Below are 17813 nucleotides of genomic sequence, written 5' to 3' on the forward strand. Positions count from 1 at the left end.
GAGCGGAGCGGTCAGAGGTCGGATGATATGGCCTGGGCCGAATCCCGTTCGGCCACAGCTATTTGCACAGCCAGCGCGAGCAGCCACAGGGACATGGCCCCGACCTGGATGCGCTGGGCGATGCCGAGGCCGTAGTTGCCGGGCAGATTGTCGGCGATCAGCATCCACGCGGTCACGCCCGAACCGATGACGAGAATCCACAGGCCGGTGTGGCGCAGGATCGGCCAGCGCCGGTACTTGAACGCCGCCACCGTGAACGCCACCATCGCGATGAAGATGGAGAACACGGCCAGGGTGCTGGTCAGCGCGTGCACCTGATGCAGCTGCGGGAACAGGCCGGAATCCTGTGGCGGGGCGTTCGGGTCGGGCTCCTGCAGCGGCCAGTTCGCGTCCGCGACGGTGGCCGCGCCGAAACAGGCCAGCGCCGTCCAGGCGATCGTCGAATAGCGGCGGCGGGAGAACAGCAGCAGACCGCCGATGCCCGCGATGAACGCCAGTGTGCCGCACAGGGTGTCGCCGGTGATGAAGACCAGGCGGTAGGGCGCGCCCTGCTCGGCGAGCTGGCTCAGGAAGGTGTTGGTGGGGTCGCTGTCGATCGGCAGGATGAACTCCAGCACCCACGACGAGTAGACGATGCCGGCGAGGGCGATCAGGGCGGCCACCCCGAGGCGGAGCGCGCGACGTCTGCGGGGCACGGCGGCCGGCTCGTCGAGGACTGCCGGTGTCTGCTCGGATGGCGTCATCGCCGCTCGCTTTCGCTGGCCTGGCTCGCTCCCGTGGTCTGCCCGCACTCGGACCGGACTGGTCGGACGGTCCGGGCCATGTCCATTGTCACCCATCGGACGAAGTGGACAGGGCAGCCGCGAGCGCCGCGCCGATCACCAGCAGGTCGGCCTCAGGCGGGCGGCGTCAATGCCCGCAGAACCAGATCGGCGGCCGCATCCGCCCGCTCGTGCTCCCACACCCGAACCACCGTCCACCCCGCCGCCGCCAACCGCGCATCGGTATCGCGATCGCGCGCCACATTCCCGGCGAGCTTGTCCGCCCACCACTGGGCGTTGTTCTTCGGATGCGTCGCGTGTTCCGGACAGCTGTGCCAGAAACAGCCGTCCACATAGACGGCGACCTTCTTGCGGGGGAACACGATGTCGGCCCGCCGCCGTACACCCCGCAGCGGAGCCCGATCCACGAAGAACCGCGCCCCACGCCGATGCAGTTCCTTCCGCAAGGCCAGCTCCGGCGCCGTCCCGGCCCGCTTCTGCCGCGACATCCGCGCGCTCGTCGCCGCGTCGGTGGTCGGTCGACCCATGGAGGCTCCTGCTCACGCACATTCGGCTGATCCCGCATCATGCCCGCCGTTCCGGCATGCGCTCGGCCGGAATCCACGAGGACTGCGCGCGCTGATTCCGGCACGAGGCAACGCCTGTCGCGCTACGCCGCCTCGCGCGGGAATCCTCCCATTCGATTCAGATGCGTCGCCACATCGTCGAGGAATCCCTCCGGGAAGCGCAGCGAACCCATCTGCGTGCGGCGCAGGAAACCTGCGGTGGCGCGGGCGGACAGCAGCCGTGAGTCATCGAGGAACCAGCGCAGATCCTCGTACGGCGCGTGAACCGGCCAGGTGGACACCGGAACTCGGTACACCACACCGTCGCGGCCCCACGCGGCCGTCGGCCAGCTGCGGCGCGTGTGCGGCTCGCCCTCCGGGAAATCGTCGTCGGACGGGTTCGCCAGACGCGAGCCCGCCCAGGTCGCCATGCGCACACTCACCGCATTGCCGACCAGCTTCCAGCGATGCCCGTGCCTGATACCGGGAACGGTGAGAGCAGGCGTGGTCCAATCCCGGTCGAAGCCCTGCAGGCGTTCGCCGTCGGTGATGCCGGGCGTCACGATCTCGCCGGAGGGCAGGCGCACGGCGGGCGGGCTCGCGATGCCCAGACCGGAACCGCCCTTCAGCGTCGGCACCGCGTTCACCGCCCAGCCCAGGCCCCGATTGCCCTCGGTCCAGTAGAAGCCGCACGGATCGTGCGCCGGATCGCCGACCACCCGCTCCCCGGCATCGGCGCCGAACAGCACCGGGCGCGGATCATCGGTGCGCGAGGCCAGCATGAGCACCCGCTCACGCCGCTGCGGCAGGCCGAACGCGCGGGCGTCGACCACCCGGTACGCCCACATGTATCCCAGTTCTTCCAGCGCGGCGGTGATGTGCCGCATGGCCGCGCCGCCGCCCAGCTGCAGCATGAACGGCACATTCTCGATCAACAGCCAGCGCGGGCCGCGTTTGCGTTTGACGAGCCGGAACACCTCGTCCACCAAACCCGAACGCGGGCCGGTGATTCCGGCTGTGCGACCGGCCTGCGACAGGTCCTGGCACGGGAATCCGGCGGCCACCAGTTCGGTGCCGCCCGGCAGTGCCCGCAGCTTGGTCACATCCGTGTGCAGCGGCACATCGGGGAAGTGCGCGCCCAGCACCGCCTGCGCACCCGCGTCGATCTCGCACAGCAGTTCGGTGCGGAAGCCGTGCGCCGCCAGCCCGAGCTCGAGTCCGCCGATGCCGGCGAACAGGCCGACCATCCGCGCGCCCGTCACAGCTGTCCTTTCACCCGAATCCCCGCCAGTGCCTTGGAGCACGTTACTCGAGTCGGTGCGCGAAGATCGGGATCCACACCGCCCGCCACGCCCGCCGTGACCGCGCGCCTGGCGTGTCTATGCAGGTCAGCGCCTTCGAGAGTAATCGAATTCAGCTGTAGGAGAGCTGAATTCCACACGGTGGCGAGGCACTTCCGACCGACTGGTCGGCCCGGCTGGGCTCACCGGCCCGCCCGCGCGCGCCGCAGCGGCCGCCCGGCGCGCGTTCGCTCCGGGAGCCTGCACGTGATCTTCCCAGCGCAACCGCCGCGCATTCGCGAACCGGGTGGGTGCTGCACGTACGGTATTAGACGTGACGCAGAGCGGGAGCGAGGACACGAAACCGGCAGCGCCGAAATGGCCGTCGATCCTGACCTGGCGCGCCCACAACGCGTCCCGCATGGAATCGGCCCGAGTCGTACTCAGCGGGAACCGGATTCGCGCCGCCGGCCGCATCATCGCCGGGGAATGCGAAGACCACCCCGCCTTCAGCGCCTCCTACGACCTCGTCACCGACGAGAACGGCGTCACCCGCCGCCTGTCCCTGCGCAGCACCCTCGCCACCGGCGAACGCCACGCCTCCATCGCCCGCGACGAGGAGAACTACTGGCTGATCGACGCCGGCGGCACCCACGTGCGCTCCACCTTCGGCGGCGCGCTCGACGTCGACGTGGTGCTCAGCCCGTTCTTCAACACGCTGCCCATCCGCCGCTACGACCTGGCGCACGCCGTCGAGGAGGTGCAGGTCCCGGTCGTCTACGTGCGGCTGCCGGACCTGCTGGTCCAGGAAGCCAGCCTCACCTACAGCAGCGGCGCGGACGGCATCCACGTGCTGTCGCCGGTCTCCAGCGCGACCGTCGTCGTCGACCACGACGGGTTCGTGCTCGACTATCCGGGTCTGGCCGAACGCATCTGAGCCGGGTTTCGCCGCCGGCGCGAGCTCGGTCGCTACGGCGCGGCTCAGGCAGGCCCGGCACGGCCTCGGCCGCCACGGGTTGCGGGTTCCGCGCAGCCGCTGTCAGTCCAGTGCTTCGATGACGCCGCCCCGCCGCCCCGCCTCGGCCAGCCGGGCGAGCCAATCATGGTCGCCGGGGCGCACATCGGTGATCGCCCACCGCCGGTTGTCCTCGTAGTCGACGCGCGCCGCGTGGCCCGCCTCGACGAGATCGACGATGCTGCCGTTGTCGCGCAGCGTGTCCCGTGCATCGCCGAGCACCCGCAGCGTGTCCTCCAAGACCTCCAGCAGCGCGGCCGCATTCGGTTCGCAGATGGCGCGCACGAGATCCGGCGCGGTGGCGGCCACCCGGGTGCCGTCCCGGAACGACCCCGCGGCCAGGCCCAGGGCCAGGTTCCCGCCCGCCGCGCCCGCGACGGCCAGCGCTTCGGCCAGCACATGCGGCAGATGCGAGATGCGCGCGACGGCCCGATCGTGCTCGGCATCGAGCACCGGCACCACGACCGCGCCGCAGTCCAGGGCCAGCCGCGCCACCCGCCGCCACGGGTCCGCGTGCACGCCCTCGTCGACGCTCAACGCCCAGGCCGCGCCCTGGAACAGGTCGGGAGTGGATGCGGCCCAACCGGATTCACTGGTCCCCGCCATCGGATGCCCGCCCACGAAATGCCTGCCCAGCTCGTGCCGGTGCACGACCTCGGCGACGGGGGCCTTCACGCTCACCACGTCGGTGAGCACGCAGTCCGGCGCGAAGGTGCGGATATCGGACAGGACTGCGCTCAGCGCCGGCATCGGCACGCCGACCACGATCAGCGCGTCCTTCTCGGCGGCGCGCCCCAGCGCCTCGGCACTGTCGCTGATCACGTCGTAGCCGTCGGCGCGCGCGGCCTTCGCCCCGGCTTCGGACCGGTTGTACCCCCAGGCCTGGTAGCCCGCCGCGGCGGCGGCGCGCAGCACCGACCCCCCGATCAACCCGGTACCGAGGACGCACACAGCTGGTTTCGGACGACCCGTCATTCGACCAGATTCGCATACGAGTTCAACATTTCCCCCGAAGCGGACTACCGTTGCGCCCATGGCAGCACAACGCTCGAGCACGAACAGGGCGGCGTCGGACGAGTACGACGACGTGGAAGGGTTCGCAGTGGCGGTTGTCCGCGAAGAAGCCAACTGGAAGGTGACGCCGCTGACGTCGGCGGCACTGCACAGTCTGTCCGCGGCGGAGAACGAATTGCGCGCCCTGCGAAGTTCCGGCGCGGTCTTCGGCCTGCTCGACGTCGACGACGAATTCTTCATCATCCTGCGCCCCGGCCCGACCGGCTCCCGCATCCTCCTGTCGGACGCCACCGCCGCCATCGACTACGACATCGCAGCCGACGTCCTCGAGGAACTCAATATCGAGATCCCCGACATCGACCCCGACGAGCTCGACGAGGTGGACCCCTGGGAAGAGGGCGACCTCTCGGTCCTGGCCGACCTCGGCCTCCCCGAACCGGTCCTCGCCGTCATCCTCGCCGAGGTCGACCTCTACCCCGACGAACAACTCGGCATGATCGCTCAGCGCCTGGGCTTCGCCAACGAGTTCTCCGCCACCCTGGACAAACTCCCCCGCTGACCTCATGACCCCCGACGATTCCCGCCGCGCCGCCCTCTCGGGAGGCGCGGCGCTGCAGTCCGACGAGGCCATGATGCGCGCAGCCCTCGCCGCCGCCTCCCTGGCGGGTTCTTCCGACGTCCCCGTAGGCGCGGTGATCTTCGACGCCGACGGCCGCGAACTGGCCCGCGCCGCCAACGCCCGCGAAACCCTCGGCGACCCCACCGCCCACGCCGAAGTCCTGGCCCTGCGCCAGGCGGCCCACGTCCACGGCGACGGCTGGCGGCTGGAAGGCTGCACCCTCGCCGTCACCCTCGAACCCTGCACCATGTGCGCCGGAGCCCTGGTCCTGTCCCGAGTCTCGAAGATCATCTTCGGCGCCTGGGAACCCAGAACAGGCGCGGTCGGCTCCCTCTGGGACGTAGTCCGTGACCGACGTCTCAACCACCGCCCCCAAGTCCGAGCCGGCGTCCTCGAACCCGAATGCGCCGCCCTCCTGGACTCTTTCTTCAAATCCCACCGCCCCTGACCCCCTCTCCAGCCGATTTCGTTTCCGCCAGGGTCGTCCGGTAAAGTCACCACCGGTGGCGTGTCCGAGCGGCCTAAGGAGCACGCCTCGAAAGCGTGTGAGGGGTAACCCCCCTCCGAGGGTTCAAATCCCTCCGCCACCGCTTCGGCCCCTCACCTGTTCGCGCAGGTGAGGGGCTTTTTTCTTCGCCGCAGAACGCGCGATCGGCCGCTGTGCCCACATTTTGCCCACACTCGGGTGTGCCCACATCGTGCCCACGCGTGAGCGGCGCGTATGCCTTGTCCATGGCGCTCGCGACCTTGTCGAGGTCTTCGTCGAACAGATCGGAGTAGGTGTTGAGCGTCTCCTTCGCGTCCTTGTGGCCGAGCAAGCGCGCGAGCGCGAGCACGTTCGCTCCGGCCGACACCGCCAGCGACGCGCAGGTGTGGCGTAGGTCGTGCGGCGTGATCGGCTGAACCCCTGCCCGTTTCACTGCTCCCGTGAACCAACCGTCAACGGTCTTCGGGCGTGGTAGGTACTTGGTCGCGTCGTCCGGGTGCGGGAATACCAGCGCATCGGGAGCGCGCCCCTTGATGTGCGCCGCTAGCTCGGTGAGGACGAACCTCGGAACGGGGACGCTGCGAATCTCCTTGCCCTTGGTTGGTCCCTCGGCATGATCGACGCCGAGCTGTACCGCATTGTCGGCCACCGTGAGACGGCCCCGGACGAGATCAACGTCGCGCACCCGTAGGGCGATCAGCTCGCCCCAGCGAAGGCCGCAGTACGCAAGCATGAGCACCAAGAGCCGATGTCGCCCAGACTCTTTCGCGAGACGTGCCACGTCCGCAGCATTGAGGTAGACATGCCGTTTTTTCGTTTTCGTCGGCAGCACCTTGGAGACGGTCTTACCGCGCGCCAGATTCTTCGGGAGAAGCTTCTTCGTCTCGACAGCCATATCGAGGATGCTCGCGAGGACACCGAAAGCGCGGATTACCGTTGTCGCCCCAGCGTTGATGTCCGGTTTACCCTTGGTCTCGGCCCGTTCTTGGGCGGCCAAGCGCATGTCAATTATCCAGTCCCGCACCGCATCCTGAGTCACGTCGCCGATGCGGACGCCACCCCATCGCGGCTCGACATGTGTGCGCCATGCGGAGTCGAGCGTTCGATAGTTGGAGGGCGCGACGCTCGCCCGCTTTTCCTTCAGCCAGTCGGAAGCGAGTTCGGCGACGGTAATGCGGCCCAGTGATGGCGCGACGTAATCGCCAGTCATCTTCTTGACCTCGACCGTGTTCGCGAACTGCTCGGCGTCGCGCTTGCGCCTGAATCCGCGCTTGTCAGTCTGCTTGCCGTCCGGCTTGCGATAGCGGACGCGGTAGCGGAGGCCGGACTTCGTCTCGTAGGGTTCGACGGTTGCCACTGTGGCTAGCTCTTCCGCTCGTCTTGGGTGAGGTACCCGGCCTCGACTGCCTTTGCGGCCCAACGCTTTGCGGTCGCGCGGGAGACGCCGAACTCTTCGGCGATCACCGTTGTTGGTTTGCCGTTCTGGAGACGCACCCAGCGGTAAAAGGCTGCTATCCGGGGAAGGTCTTCGTCGGTGATGCGCCCAGCGCGGATGCGTTCGTCGGTGTCATGGTCGAACCACGATGCAACGGGTTGCATCGTGTCGGGGCCTGTTACTCGCGCCGTCTCGTGTGCGGCGGTGTAGACGAATGGATCGACCGATATTTTGGCCAGTTCGCCTCGTCGCAGCGGGATACCGCCGGGGCGTTGGGAGACAACCATTTTGGTCACGACGTAGCGGCTGTCCTGGGGCTCGACTGTGGCTGTGATGTCGTACGGATACCCGTCCTCTTCTGTGCTCGATACCTCAAGCCACTCATAGCCCAGGAGGTCGGGTGCGATGTCATGGTTCGGCTGTCGTCGCTCGCGTCCGAGTTCCGGGTGTTCTGGTCGGCGCGTTATTGCAGGCATCTCAAAGCCTTCCTGTTGCTGGTTCTCGGTCACGATGAATTGAACGCTATCTGAGCCGTCCTTGCAAGAGTGGCTCGATCGGGTGTATTCATGAATGAGCCGCATTAGCAAGAGCGGCTCATGAAGCCGAAGGGAGCTTGGAATGACAAGAGGTGCGGGAGATCGGAAGCTCGCTACCGACTCGGAGTTCTGCGAATACGCAGGGCTGACGCGCGGGCAGAGTGCCCAGTTGCGCTACACGGGGCGTGGTCCGAAGTTCGTCAAGGTGACCGGTCGCCAGGTCCGTTACCGCTGGGAGGACATCGAGCAGTGGGTTAACGATCGGTTGCAGCAGAGCACCGCCGACCGGACCGGGGCGGCATGAATGCCTATCACCCAAGACTCCCACGAGATAGGCCCGGGAGCGGCTGCCACCGCTCGCCGGGCCGGTCAGAACCCCAACCACCAGGAAGAAATCCCAACGATGCACAGCGTACCCACCGCCGAGCAGCCGGTAACGGCCATGCAAGCCCGTACTCGTGAGCAGCGAATCGAGATCGCGAGCCGACGCGAACGGCGCCGAGCCGCCCGCGAACTGGATCAGCTCCTGGCCGACGATTTCGGCGACGGCCGCGTATACGCCCCAGGGGAGTACTACCCGGCGGCGGCGACGCGGATGCTCGCCGATATCGACGCGGAAACTGTTGCACTGGAACGGATTCGGAATTTCGCCGCCGGTGTCGCATGGGCGATTGACCGGGGCGATTCGTTAGCCGATGTGCGCGCCCGGATCGAGCGGGCCGCCGCCGTCGTCCTGGGATGCGCGTTGGTTCCGGTCGAGAGGAGGGATATCGCGTGAAGCCGTTCCGGTCACCGACCGCGCTCGAGGTGGAAGCCCTCGAGGGTGCGCGCATCCTCGAGGACCTGCGTGTGTGGTTCGACAAGTACGTTCGGTTCCCGTCCGAGCATTGCTCGGTGGTGCTGGCGCTGTGGGTGGTCCACACCTGGGCGGTTCCGGCGTTCTATGTGACGCCGCGCCTGGTGCTGGACTCTCCCGAGCCGGGCTCGGGTAAGACGCGCGTGCTTGAGCTGCTGGCGCTGGTGTGCCGGTCGGCCAAGCTCACGCTGTCCACGACGACGGCGGCGCTGTACCGCAGGATTGCCGCCGCCGGGGGATTGCCGCCGACAGTGTTGCAGGACGAGGCCGACGCGGTGTTCGGGCGCAGCAACAACCCGCAGGCCGAGGACCTGCGCGCGTTGTTCAACGCGGGATACAAGCGGGGCGCGACTGTGGATCGCTGCGAGGGCGACTCCAAGAACATGAAGGTGGTGGAGTTCCCTGTCTTCGCGCCGGTCGCCCTGGCGGGGATCGCGGGCAATATGCCCGCCACGATCACCACACGCTCGGTCACGATCCACATGCGCCGACGCGCGCCCGGGGAAACGGTTGCCCCGTTCCGGGAACGTGACGCCGACGCCGAAGTTGCCAAGCTGCGCGAGCGGATCGCGGAATGGGCTCACGAGCACATCGCGGCGCTCGAGGCAGCACGGCCGCCAATGCCCGAGGGCGTGGTCGATCGTCCTGCCGAAGTGTGGGAAGCGTTGATTGCGATCGCCGACGAGGCGGGCGGGCGGTGGCCGGAGCTGGCGCGTGTGGCGTGCACGCACTTCGTGATGGGATCCGACCCCGGGGAGCTGTCGCGCGGTATCCGGCTGCTCGCCGATGTTCACGCGGTATTCGAGAGCAACGGCCGACCCGATGCAATGTTCTCCGTCGATGTGGTCGCCGGGCTCGTGGCCGATGAGGAATCGGAGTGGGCCGACATGTTCGGCAAGCCGATCAACCAACGATGGCTCGCGCGGGAGCTGAAGAAATACGGGGTGTCGTCCCGGCAGGTTCGCCGGGGGAACGCGACCGCGAAGGGCTACACCATCGCGACCGAGGAAGGTCTAGAACAGGCGTGGCTGCGCTACCTGTCCGGATATGTGCGAAACGGGGGAAACACGGGAAACCTTGCAGGTCACAGCGTTTCGCAAGCGAAACGTGTTTCGTTCGTGAGCGAAACCGGGAAGCCGAGCGAAACAGGCGAATATGCGGCTGACCTGCTCGAATACGACAGAGTTTCGTCGGTTTCGGATGTTTCGCGCACACCCGGGTTTCGGTCGGTAAACGGCGGTGCAGCGTGACCCCCGGGTCGAAACTACGTGCCCTGGTCGATGAGCGACTGACCGGCGCGGCGTGCTCGGGCCGGACACCGCTGTTCGACGCCGAGGTGTCGGGCGAGGACGACGACGACCGCCGGTATCGGCTCGCCGCCGCCGGGCGTATATGCCAGAGCTGCCCCGTGCTCGCCGAGTGCAACACCGTGGCTGTTGAGCTGGGGCGCAAAGCGGTTGGCGTGTGGGCCGGGCGCGGTCGGAACCTGCCCGAATCGCCCGGCCGACCGAGACGAGGCGCGGCATGACGCGTGAAAGCAACTATGAGAGAAGGGAACATGACCGATGCCCAGCAAACCGCCCCGCGTATGCAACCGCTGTCGCAAGCCCGCCCCATCGGGACGGCGCTGCCCTTGTACGCCTGCATGGTCGGGCCGCAACGGGTACACCGGCAGCGGCAGCACGCGCAGATGGCGCACCCTGCGCGAGGCCAAGCTCGCGACCGACCCGATATGCGAGCGTCCCGGCTGTGTTGCCCTGGCCGTCGAGGTCGACCACATCGAACCCGTGGGCGCGGGCGGCGACCGATACGACTGGGACAACCTGCAATCCCTGTGCCACCCCTGCCACGAGGCCAAGACCAGCGCCGAGGCCGCCGCCGCTCGGTACCCCTCTGACCTGGGCATATAGAGGGTAGGGGGTCGCCATCGCTGGCCCCTGGGGGAGGGACCACGCCGCGGTAGCCCTCCTTTTCTCCGCTCAACTACAGGCACAAGGGGGGTACCGGCCAAGCCGAAAATTTCTGCGGAATCTGAGCGCACGAGATTTTCGCTGACCGTCCGTTGTCCGCCCCGCCTGCCACAGGGTTCGCAACCCCCATACCCCCACGACGGAAGGAATCTCGAATGATGGACATGACCAACACAATCCGCCCGATCGACCAGGCCCGCGCGGCGCGCGTGCTGCTCGGTGTGCTCGATGACGATCTCGAGATGGTGAACCGCTCGCTACGGGAGGCCAACGACGAGCAGGCGGTACACCTGATGATCGCCTCATTGGCCCGTACAGCAACCGAATTGATCATTCGCACCATGGGTGAGGACAACGCGCGCGCAGTGGCTCAGCGGACCATTCTGGACGCGCAACTGGCGCAAGGCGGTTCGGATGAGTGAGCCGCGCGGGGACGAGTCGACCGAGCCACCACCCGCGCGCCGTCTGCGTCGGGTGCTGCTGCGCCGTGGTGGCCGAGGGTGGCCGCCCGAGCCGAATCAGTGGGCGCACGTGGACGCGGACACAGCCGACCAATGGGACGAACAGGTTTGGCGGGCAAGCCCGTAGACTGAGAGCGCCCCTCCTGGGCGTGTGTGTGGCGAGTGACAATCCGTCCGCCCCCGGGTCCGGTCTGATCAACCGGATGCCGGATCGGCCAGCGGTACGGCTCGCCGCCCCGCCCCAGCGGGGAAGACTTGGACCGAGACCATCGGTACACGGGTCCGTCCCCGAGGTCGCGCTGATCATGCGGCGCTCGGTGTGGCCAACCCAATCCGCCCGTCTGCCAAGCGATTCCGAACAATCGTTTCCGCTTCACTGTGCGCCGAACATGCTGGCGCACGGGTGAGGCTCGCACACGGAGGTATGACCCCGATGATGACCAAATCCAAGCTCGCCGAGCTGAAGACCAGCGCGCTCGCTGCGACCACTGCGGCCCGCGAGATCGCCGAGCAGCACGGCGACCCGAACCGCTGGGACGCCAAGACACGAGGCGACTACGACGCCGAGATGACCAAGGCCCGGAATCTGCTGGACCAGATCAAGACCGGACAGCGTGACCTCGAGATTATCGAGCAGGCGAAGGGTCTCGCGGCGGAGATCGGTGAGCCGCTCATGAACGGCGACCGCAGCCCCGTCAACGGTGACGGGCACGTCGCGCTGACCGGTCCGGCCGTCAAGGCCATGGCGCGCGCGATCGCTACCCGCATGGCCCCGGTCGACGAACACGGCCGCAAGGCGCTGCTCCCCGCCGGTTCGACCGTGACCACGGTGCCGATGCTGGCCGAATCGCCGATCGCGCTCGGGCGGCCCGCGCTGTCGCTGCTGGAGGTGCTCGGCGCGACCGCACGCGCCCCGAAATACACCTACCTGCGCCAGATCACCCGCACCAACAACGCCGCCCCGGTCGCGCTCGGCGCGACCAAACCGACCTCAGTGCTCGGGCTGACCGAGGTCGACGCCGAGCTGCACGTGATCGCCCATATCTCCGAGCCGATCCCGAAATACTGGCTTGAGGACACGACCGCCCTCGAGCAGTTCATCGGCGACGAACTTCTCTACGGCCTACGGCAGGCACTTGAGGCGCAGGTGATCAAGGGCGACAGCACCGGCGAGAACCTGTCGGGCATCGTGAGCGTGTCCGGTATCCAAACGCAGGCGTTCGCAACTGATCTGCTGACCACCACGCGCGGCGCGATCACCAAGGCCGAGACCGCCGGCCATGAGGCGGGCGTGTTCGTGCTCGCGCCGGCCGATTGGGAAAAGCTCGAACTCGCCCGCACCGACACCGCCGGACAGCTCGAACTCGGTGGCCCGATCGACCGTGCGGCCCGCAAGCTGTGGGGTGTGCCGGTCGTGCTGTCGCTCGGCCTGCCTGCTTCCACGGGGCTGCTGCTGGATCTGTCCGCGGTGGGGTTGTCCACTGATTCCGCGGGCGTGGAAACGAAGTGGTCGGAGAACGTGAGTGACGACTTCTCCAAGAACCAGCTCCGGGCGCGCGTCGAAGGCCGATTCGAGGTCGACGTGACACAGCCCCTCGGCGTGGTGAAGATCGCCACCGCTGCGGCGTAATCCCTGGCGTACACGGGCGGCTCGGCCCTCTGGCCCGAGCCGCCCGTTTCGCCTGGTCAGATCTTGACGTTAGCCCACTTGGCGAAGTGCGCCAGCTTGTCAGTCCCGCGCCGGGTGTGTGCGAGTACACGCAGGGTTTCGTGTACCTGGGGGTGGTTGCGGATCATCTCCGGTGCGACTTTGCGCGCCTGCTCAAGGGTTTGAAACGCTCGGTCCTTGTTGCCGTGCAACAGCCACGCGCGCGACACATCGAGGTAGTAGTGACCGGCGCGTGACGGTGCGACCGACTCAGCTAGGCGGATGTGTTCGGCCCGAGACAGGGCGGTAGTTCCGTCCGACAACTCGACAGGCACGGCGACGGAATGGATATCGACGTTCGACGGTCGGAATCCCGTGCCGTAGTTGCGGTATCGGCTGTCTCGTATCGCCTCGGCCACGCCGCGCGCCTCCGCAATGTGTGCCTCGGCGGTGCCGCTATCGAGCGCACGGGCCGACAGTATCGACCCGCGCAGGTGCAGCGCGCCCCGAACGGCCAACAGGTCCGGCGTGGTCGGAAGTTGCTCGCTCGCCGCATATGCGCGGTCTATCGTCCGCAGCCCCCCTACGTAGGCACCGGAGTAGAGCAGGATCAGCGCCCGGTTGTATTCGGCCGTGATCGGCCACAGCGGGTCGCCGCTGCGGCTGGCAGCCCATCCGCACCGTTCCGCAGCCATGCCCGCGAGATCTAGGTATCCATACTGGTAGGCGAACAGCATTGCCTTGCTGTAGGCGTAGGCGAGCGATGAATGGATTTCCTCGAGGTGACGGCCGGGTGCCTCGGAGTCTGCGAGTTGGTGCAGGCCGCGAATCAAGTCCGGCAGTTCCACCGTCATATCGCTGTATCGAGCGCGGCGCATACCCTCGCGTACGCGGTCGAGCGCGGCCGTCAGATCGTCGAACGTGGCAGGCCCGGTAGGCGGTTCGTCGTCGTATGCCACGATCGCGCGGCGCAGTTCGGGAATGGTCGCGTGTGCTGCGCCGTCGCTCGGCTCGGGCTCGTACGGTTGTCCGTTCAGGTCGCCCACGCTCACGCCCAGCACGCGGGCGACGGCGGCCGTCAGCGCAGGCGTCGCCGGTCGGTCGCCTTGCTCGACCTTGCGCAGCAACGACAGCGACACGTTGGCTTTCTGCGCCAGCTGCACCTGAGTGAGGCGAGCGAGTCTGCGCGCCCTGCCGATGCGCGCGCCGACCCCCATGTCATCCATGCCTCAACGGTGCCACAAGCTGTGATACTTCGCAGGCCCCTCGCGAGACAAGCTGACCCGTGAGAGCCCCGCCGCCGGGTCGATCACCGGTACCCCTTACCTGGTTCCCCGGCGGTGGGTGCCTCTCCCACGATGAAAAGGGGCATCACAGTGACGAAACCAGCGGCAATCGGATATCTGCGGCGTGACGTTTCCGGCATACATCAGCAGTGGGATGAGAACCGAATACGTTCTCTCGCAGCACGATTCGGGTACGACCTGTGCAAGACGCTCGCTTTCGGGCCGGAGACCGATCGGCCTTTGCATCGAATCAGGGTCGCTGTGTCCCGGACTCATGCTGAAGCGGTGTTCGTGCCCAGCGCCAATCACTTCGACGGCGGGGAAGTACCGGGCGAAATCGTCCAGGTGGCGGACGTGGTCACCGTTGACACCGAGGAGACGTTCGCCCGCTACTCCACGGGCGAACTACCTGAGCTGGACAAGGGTAGGCCGTGAAACCTGCCCACCGTGCCCACATTTTGCCCACAATCGACCGAGAAACACTGTGATTCAGCATGAATCACAGTGATGTATTTTCGCAGGTAGACCCGTGTTTAGGCCCCTGATCAGGGTCGCTAGAAGAGTTCAAATCCCTCCGCCACCGCCAAAGCCCTCCACCTGTCCACACAGGTGGAGGGCTATTTCTTTGCTCTGCTGTGCAGGCTGAAGATTGCGAGCGCGTTGATGATCCTGGGCGGGCGCAGCGTGGTCAGTGATGAAGATTTGGGCATTGGCGGGGCGGGTGATGGTCAGCACCGCGACCCGCGCTGGCGTGCACGCAGCCCTCAGCACCCAAGCCGCGCAGGCGAATCGGTCCAAGGCCATAGCGCCAGTGGAACGTGAGGAAGCGGGCGACGACCACAGGCGTAGCAATCGGCGAACGCTGCGGTGAACCTTCTGCGCCGCAAAGACGTTGCACTGACGACGCAGGCCAACTGCATCATCCTGCGGGCGCGATGAACGGTTGTTCCGGGGGTCGTCCTGAAATGCAGAAGGGCAACGGGTTCCGCTGCTTACGGTCCGATCATCGGTGTACCTCCTCCCTGCGGTTCCCGAGCATCGAAAGTGGCTAATATGCTGTGCTGCAACCTATTGCGAGCTCGACGTAATCGAGACGCGAGTCTTCGGGATTCGTCGCGACTGTTGCGAGCACGTCACCGGCCTGCGTGGTCGAGGTGTCGGGCGTATCGGTCAGGAAGGCGATCCCGATCGAATGGCCGAACGTCGGGCACGAGTAGTACGCGGTGTAGAGGCAAGCGCCCGTGTTGGTGCGCACCGCGCATCACGCCCTGCCCGCCTGCGTGGGCGGTGAGTCCGGCCATGGTGGCGTATTGCGCCGGGCGTAGGACTCTTCCGGCGTCACGGTCACCACGTCCATCCGTCGAATCAGATCGACAGGGATCTCTCCGCCCTCGAAATGCGCTGCGCTCGGCACGATTACCGCCTCGGCGTCCAGGCGGGTTACCTGTGCCTTCAGGCGGGCCAACGGTGGCCGCTGGAACCGAGGATCGTAGATCACCATGTCGGCGAAGTCCAAGCCGAGCTCGGCGGCAACCTTCCGGATCTGGGCCTGGTCCCACAGCAACCCCAACCCGGACACATCAACCCGTGCGTAACCCACACACGTTGCCTTGTAACGCATTACGCCCCCAGCTGTTCGTCGGAGTCGTGGTTCGGGAACTGCGAGGAGACAGGGGGCTGCGGAGGAGATTCGAGCGGCACGGGCAACCGGGATTCGATGTAGACGCTGCCTGGGTTGCCGTCGCCGTAGTCGTTGGTTTCCAGCCAGCCGCCGGGGAAGCTATAGATCCTTGTTCGCTCGGTCATATCAGCCCCTCGTCCTTGGTGAAGTTGTCCGGGATCGGGACGACTGCACCGACCCCGAAGGCCACACCTGAAGGTAGGGACAGCGCCGGGACGCTAGAACTGTGTCAAGGACGCTTCCGTGGACAATTCAAACGTCACGCATGTCTGCGAAATGCGCCGTAGGGTTCCGGTATGACTCAGCAGCGCCTGGAGTCCGCGATGCTCCGAGCAGGATTCGACTCGGCTCGGTTGGCTACTGCGGTCAAAGTGGATGTGAAGACCGTGAATCGCTGGCTTGCCGGACGGGTACCCCATCGGCGTACACGGCTCGAGGTGGCCCTGACTCTCGGCGAAACCGAAGAATCGTTGTGGCCGTCTTCGCGGCCGGACATTCAAGCAGGGACACCGGCGACCCCTGAGGTTTTGGGTGCCTACGCGCACCGAGCGGATATACCCAACGATCTGTGGACTTCGTTGCTGCACAGGGCAACTGAGCGAATAGACATCCTCGGCTACGCGTATCCGTTCGTGTTCGAATTGCTGCCCAACGCTTCGGAGGTGATCGCGGCCAAGACTCAGGCCGGGTGCGTGGTCAGGCTGGGATTCGCAGACCCTGATTGCCCTCACGTCGGGAACGAGACTCCCTGGAGCAGATGGGCGGCACCCTCCCCGGCCGCATACGCAACGCCCTGTCCATGCTGGGACCGTTGGCCGACACCCCAGGGTGCTCTATCGGACTGCACACAGCGCACCTGTACAACTCGGTGTTCCGGTTCGACTCGGAGATGATCGTCACCCCGTACCTGTTCAGGGCGCGCGGCTACCAGCACACCGCGATGCATCTGCGGCGCTTGTCTCCGCACGGAATATTCGAGTCTTTCGCCGACCAGTTCGAACAGATATGGGGAACCGTAACCCCGTACCCGACAACGCAAGGATTCCACAATGGGCTCACGGCGTGACTACTACGAAGACCCAGACGCACCCAAGGCGAACTCGCTGAAGCCTGGTGGCTCAGCGTTGGTGGTGGACGATGTCGGCCGAGTTCTGATGCAGCGCCGGGGAGATTCCGGCAACTGGTCTCTGCCTGGGGGAATCATGGAGATCGGGGAGACGCTCGAGCAGTGCGTTATCCGTGAGACCAAGGAAGAGACCGGGCTCGATATCGAAATTACTCGACTGCTCGGAATCTACACGGACCCAGCACATGTCATCGAATACGCCGATGGTGAGATACGGCAGGAATTCGCCATCACCTACTACGGCCGGGTGATCGGCGGTGAGATCGAAGTAAGTGATGAGTCCACTGCTGTTCGATTCATCAGCATGGGCGAGCTGTCGGAACTACCAGTGCATCCCACAGTCCGGCTCAGGCTTCAGCACCATCTCGAACAGCGCACACAGCCATACCTTGGCTAGTCACGTGGAGAGGGTCACGCTCGGTGGAGACCCGGAGGGCGATTGAATCCACCCGGGTTTCATGCGCATCGGCGGTGAAACCTTGGACCGCCTGGAAGCGGCGGTGGTCTTGGGGGCTGGTGGGACGTTCACCGCGACTGCTTTGACGGAGCGGGCGAAGTGGCGGCGGAGTCAGGACGCTCGGTGGGATGACAAGCGGTTGGCGGTGTACAGCGAGTACGCGACTGCGCTGAAGGAGTGCATGGATCTCGCATTTCGTTTGGCGGCGGCCCGGGGCTATCCTGCGGTTGCCCTGCCGATCGATATCGATACTGGATTGCAGGCGTTGGCCGACGCCGAGACTACGAAGACCATCAAGTGGGAGGCTGTGCTTCTGCTGGGTTCTCCACAGGCGGTGTCGGCGGCTCGGGAATGGAACAGGGCCGCGTGGGAGCTCGGCTGGGCTGCGAAGGGGCACGCGGTCGAGCATGCGGATTACACCCGGCTGTATGCAGAGACAGGGCGCAGGCGCAATGCGTTCTACGAAGCGGCTCGGGCGGATCTCGGTGTTCGGAGCGGTGAACTGCCGCCTGGGGATCAGCCCTGGCAGTTGCCGGGGGCGGGTTCGCCTACCTCATGAAACCCCTCGGCCCCCACTCGAATCGAGTGGGGGCCGAGGGGTTCGGTTGTGCGGGA

The 17813-nt window shown here is 66.5% G+C and carries 23 protein-coding genes, 1 tRNA gene and 1 pseudogene; 15 read left to right on the forward strand and 10 right to left on the reverse strand.

The window, feature by feature from the left end; genetic code table 11:
* Window positions 1-11 precede the first annotated feature (11 nt).
* From JK358_RS03360 to JK358_RS03370, 3 genes are all read right to left on the reverse strand, one after another.
* Complete coding sequence (locus JK358_RS03360; RefSeq protein ID WP_201943356.1) at window positions 12-743, reverse strand: DUF998 domain-containing protein; 732 nt, start codon at window positions 741-743, stop codon at window positions 12-14.
* 152 nt (window positions 744-895) lie between these two features.
* A complete protein-coding gene (locus tag JK358_RS03365; protein ID WP_201943359.1) occupies window positions 896-1309 on the reverse strand; it encodes a very short patch repair endonuclease in 414 nt (137 codons plus the stop codon).
* A 122-nt stretch (window positions 1310-1431) separates the two neighbouring features.
* Window positions 1432-2574 (reverse strand): DNA cytosine methyltransferase, encoded by a 1143-nt coding sequence (locus tag JK358_RS03370; RefSeq protein WP_201943825.1) that lies wholly within the window; start codon window positions 2572-2574, stop codon window positions 1432-1434.
* Between the two features lie 367 nt (window positions 2575-2941).
* Between JK358_RS03370 and JK358_RS03375 the strand changes: the two genes are divergently transcribed.
* Window positions 2942-3544 (forward strand): putative glycolipid-binding domain-containing protein, encoded by a 603-nt coding sequence (locus tag JK358_RS03375; RefSeq protein ID WP_307817266.1) that lies wholly within the window; start codon window positions 2942-2944, stop codon window positions 3542-3544.
* Window positions 3545-3646: 102 nt separating this feature from the next.
* On the opposite strand, the gene JK358_RS03380 is transcribed toward JK358_RS03375, so the two are convergent.
* Window positions 3647-4597 (reverse strand): prephenate dehydrogenase, encoded by a 951-nt coding sequence (locus tag JK358_RS03380; RefSeq protein ID WP_201943362.1) that lies wholly within the window; start codon window positions 4595-4597, stop codon window positions 3647-3649.
* A gap of 58 nt (window positions 4598-4655) precedes the next feature.
* Here JK358_RS03380 and JK358_RS03385 point away from each other — a divergent pair, with 58 nt between their 5' ends.
* The 3 genes from JK358_RS03385 (at window position 4656) to JK358_RS03395 (ending at window position 5845) form a co-directional block, all read left to right on the forward strand.
* On the forward strand, window positions 4656-5195 hold the full coding sequence (locus JK358_RS03385; RefSeq protein WP_201943364.1) for a tRNA adenosine deaminase-associated protein: 540 nt from the start codon (window positions 4656-4658) through the stop codon (window positions 5193-5195).
* Between the two features lie 4 nt (window positions 5196-5199).
* Entirely contained in the window at window positions 5200-5703 is a 504-nt protein-coding gene (locus JK358_RS03390; protein ID WP_201943366.1) for a nucleoside deaminase, read from the forward strand.
* A 54-nt stretch (window positions 5704-5757) separates the two neighbouring features.
* Window positions 5758-5845, forward strand: a tRNA-Ser gene (locus JK358_RS03395).
* Between the two features lie 231 nt (window positions 5846-6076).
* On the opposite strand, the pseudogene JK358_RS40250 reads toward JK358_RS03395, so the two are convergent.
* Together JK358_RS40250 and JK358_RS03405 are read right to left on the reverse strand one after the other, a co-directional pair.
* A pseudogene (locus tag JK358_RS40250) lies at window positions 6077-6952 on the reverse strand (tyrosine-type recombinase/integrase); the annotation flags it as partial.
* A 152-nt stretch (window positions 6953-7104) separates the two neighbouring features.
* On the reverse strand, window positions 7105-7686 hold the full coding sequence (locus JK358_RS03405) for a hypothetical protein (protein ID WP_201943368.1): 582 nt from the start codon (window positions 7684-7686) through the stop codon (window positions 7105-7107).
* A 109-nt stretch (window positions 7687-7795) separates the two neighbouring features.
* Here JK358_RS03405 and JK358_RS03410 point away from each other — a divergent pair, with 109 nt between their 5' ends.
* From JK358_RS03410 to JK358_RS03440, 7 genes are all read left to right on the forward strand, one after another.
* On the forward strand, window positions 7796-8017 hold the full coding sequence (locus JK358_RS03410) for a helix-turn-helix transcriptional regulator (protein WP_201943370.1): 222 nt from the start codon (window positions 7796-7798) through the stop codon (window positions 8015-8017).
* Window positions 8018-8116: 99 nt separating this feature from the next.
* On the forward strand, window positions 8117-8491 hold the full coding sequence (locus JK358_RS03415; protein WP_201943372.1) for a hypothetical protein: 375 nt from the start codon (window positions 8117-8119) through the stop codon (window positions 8489-8491).
* The gene (locus JK358_RS40255; protein ID WP_307817268.1) at window positions 8488-9819 is read left to right on the forward strand and encodes a DUF3631 domain-containing protein; all 1332 of its coding nucleotides are present in this window, start codon (window positions 8488-8490) and stop codon (window positions 9817-9819) included. The genes JK358_RS03415 and JK358_RS40255 overlap by 4 nt, the downstream gene beginning before the upstream one ends.
* Window positions 9816-10097, forward strand: coding sequence for a WhiB family transcriptional regulator (locus tag JK358_RS03425; protein ID WP_307817269.1), 282 nt, complete (start codon window positions 9816-9818; stop codon window positions 10095-10097). Before JK358_RS40255 ends, JK358_RS03425 begins: the two co-directional genes overlap by 4 nt.
* Window positions 10098-10134: 37 nt before the next feature.
* Window positions 10135-10479 (forward strand): HNH endonuclease, encoded by a 345-nt coding sequence (locus tag JK358_RS03430; protein ID WP_201943376.1) that lies wholly within the window; start codon window positions 10135-10137, stop codon window positions 10477-10479.
* 215 nt (window positions 10480-10694) lie between these two features.
* Window positions 10695-10961 carry a hypothetical protein gene (locus tag JK358_RS03435; RefSeq protein ID WP_201943378.1) on the forward strand — a complete coding sequence of 89 codons (267 nt, stop codon included), beginning with the start codon at window positions 10695-10697 and terminating at the stop codon, window positions 10959-10961.
* Window positions 10962-11424: 463 nt separating this feature from the next.
* Window positions 11425-12630, forward strand: a complete 1206-nt coding sequence (locus JK358_RS03440) for a phage major capsid protein (RefSeq protein WP_201943380.1) — start codon at window positions 11425-11427, stop codon at window positions 12628-12630.
* Window positions 12631-12686: 56 nt separating this feature from the next.
* Here JK358_RS03440 and JK358_RS03445 read toward each other — a convergent pair whose 3' ends face one another.
* On the reverse strand, window positions 12687-13874 hold the full coding sequence (locus tag JK358_RS03445; RefSeq protein WP_201943382.1) for a helix-turn-helix domain-containing protein: 1188 nt from the start codon (window positions 13872-13874) through the stop codon (window positions 12687-12689).
* A 345-nt stretch (window positions 13875-14219) separates the two neighbouring features.
* Between JK358_RS03445 and JK358_RS38925 the strand changes: the two genes are divergently transcribed.
* Window positions 14220-14369, forward strand: coding sequence for a hypothetical protein (locus JK358_RS38925; protein ID WP_232850592.1), 150 nt, complete (start codon window positions 14220-14222; stop codon window positions 14367-14369).
* Between the two features lie 613 nt (window positions 14370-14982).
* Here the strand turns inward: JK358_RS38925 and JK358_RS03455 are convergent.
* From JK358_RS03455 to JK358_RS03465, 3 genes are read right to left on the reverse strand one after another with little or no spacing between them, the layout of a single operon-like run.
* Window positions 14983-15189, reverse strand: a complete 207-nt coding sequence (locus JK358_RS03455) for a hypothetical protein (RefSeq protein WP_201943392.1) — start codon at window positions 15187-15189, stop codon at window positions 14983-14985.
* Between the two features lie 6 nt (window positions 15190-15195).
* The gene (locus JK358_RS03460) at window positions 15196-15534 is read right to left on the reverse strand and encodes a hypothetical protein (RefSeq protein ID WP_201943394.1); all 339 of its coding nucleotides are present in this window, start codon (window positions 15532-15534) and stop codon (window positions 15196-15198) included.
* A gap of 20 nt (window positions 15535-15554) precedes the next feature.
* Window positions 15555-15740, reverse strand: coding sequence for a hypothetical protein (locus JK358_RS03465; RefSeq protein WP_201943396.1), 186 nt, complete (start codon window positions 15738-15740; stop codon window positions 15555-15557).
* Between the two features lie 632 nt (window positions 15741-16372).
* Between JK358_RS03465 and JK358_RS03470 the strand changes: the two genes are divergently transcribed.
* The 3 genes from JK358_RS03470 (at window position 16373) to JK358_RS03480 (ending at window position 17757) form a co-directional block, all read left to right on the forward strand.
* Window positions 16373-16681: a hypothetical protein gene (locus JK358_RS03470; RefSeq protein ID WP_201943397.1), complete on the forward strand. Its 309-nt coding sequence runs from the start codon at window positions 16373-16375 to the stop codon at window positions 16679-16681.
* Window positions 16665-17138: an NUDIX domain-containing protein gene (locus JK358_RS03475; protein WP_201943398.1), complete on the forward strand. Its 474-nt coding sequence runs from the start codon at window positions 16665-16667 to the stop codon at window positions 17136-17138. The genes JK358_RS03470 and JK358_RS03475 overlap by 17 nt, the downstream gene beginning before the upstream one ends.
* Window positions 17139-17199: 61 nt before the next feature.
* Entirely contained in the window at window positions 17200-17757 is a 558-nt protein-coding gene (locus JK358_RS03480) for a hypothetical protein (protein WP_232850593.1), read from the forward strand.
* Window positions 17758-17813 lie beyond the last annotated feature (56 nt).

This window comes from Nocardia acididurans, assembly GCF_016741815.1.
GTDB lineage: Bacteria > Actinomycetota > Actinomycetes > Mycobacteriales > Mycobacteriaceae > Nocardia > Nocardia acididurans.

Excerpts from the sequence above, each read along its gene's own strand:
- JK358_RS03360 (WP_201943356.1), bottom strand. The coding sequence starts at position 743 with ATGACGCCATCCGAGCAGACACCGGCAGTCCTCGACGAGCCGGCCGCC.
- JK358_RS03365 (WP_201943359.1), bottom strand. The coding sequence starts at position 1,309 with ATGGGTCGACCGACCACCGACGCGGCGACGAGCGCGCGGATGTCGCGG.
- JK358_RS03370 (WP_201943825.1), bottom strand. The coding sequence starts at position 2,574 with ATGGTCGGCCTGTTCGCCGGCATCGGCGGACTCGAGCTCGGGCTGGCG.
- JK358_RS03380 (WP_201943362.1), bottom strand. The coding sequence starts at position 4,597 with ATGACGGGTCGTCCGAAACCAGCTGTGTGCGTCCTCGGTACCGGGTTG.
- JK358_RS03385 (WP_201943364.1), top strand. The coding sequence starts at position 4,656 with ATGGCAGCACAACGCTCGAGCACGAACAGGGCGGCGTCGGACGAGTAC.
- JK358_RS03390 (WP_201943366.1), top strand. The coding sequence starts at position 5,200 with ATGACCCCCGACGATTCCCGCCGCGCCGCCCTCTCGGGAGGCGCGGCG.
- JK358_RS03410 (WP_201943370.1), top strand. The coding sequence starts at position 7,796 with ATGACAAGAGGTGCGGGAGATCGGAAGCTCGCTACCGACTCGGAGTTC.
- JK358_RS03415 (WP_201943372.1), top strand. The coding sequence starts at position 8,117 with ATGCACAGCGTACCCACCGCCGAGCAGCCGGTAACGGCCATGCAAGCC.
- JK358_RS03430 (WP_201943376.1), top strand. The coding sequence starts at position 10,135 with ATGCCCAGCAAACCGCCCCGCGTATGCAACCGCTGTCGCAAGCCCGCC.
- JK358_RS03435 (WP_201943378.1), top strand. The coding sequence starts at position 10,695 with ATGATGGACATGACCAACACAATCCGCCCGATCGACCAGGCCCGCGCG.
- JK358_RS03440 (WP_201943380.1), top strand. The coding sequence starts at position 11,425 with ATGACCCCGATGATGACCAAATCCAAGCTCGCCGAGCTGAAGACCAGC.
- JK358_RS03445 (WP_201943382.1), bottom strand. The coding sequence starts at position 13,874 with ATGGATGACATGGGGGTCGGCGCGCGCATCGGCAGGGCGCGCAGACTC.
- JK358_RS03465 (WP_201943396.1), bottom strand. The coding sequence starts at position 15,740 with ATGACCGAGCGAACAAGGATCTATAGCTTCCCCGGCGGCTGGCTGGAA.
- JK358_RS03470 (WP_201943397.1), top strand. The coding sequence starts at position 16,373 with ATGGGCGGCACCCTCCCCGGCCGCATACGCAACGCCCTGTCCATGCTG.
- JK358_RS03475 (WP_201943398.1), top strand. The coding sequence starts at position 16,665 with ATGGGCTCACGGCGTGACTACTACGAAGACCCAGACGCACCCAAGGCG.
- JK358_RS03480 (WP_232850593.1), top strand. The coding sequence starts at position 17,200 with ATGCGCATCGGCGGTGAAACCTTGGACCGCCTGGAAGCGGCGGTGGTC.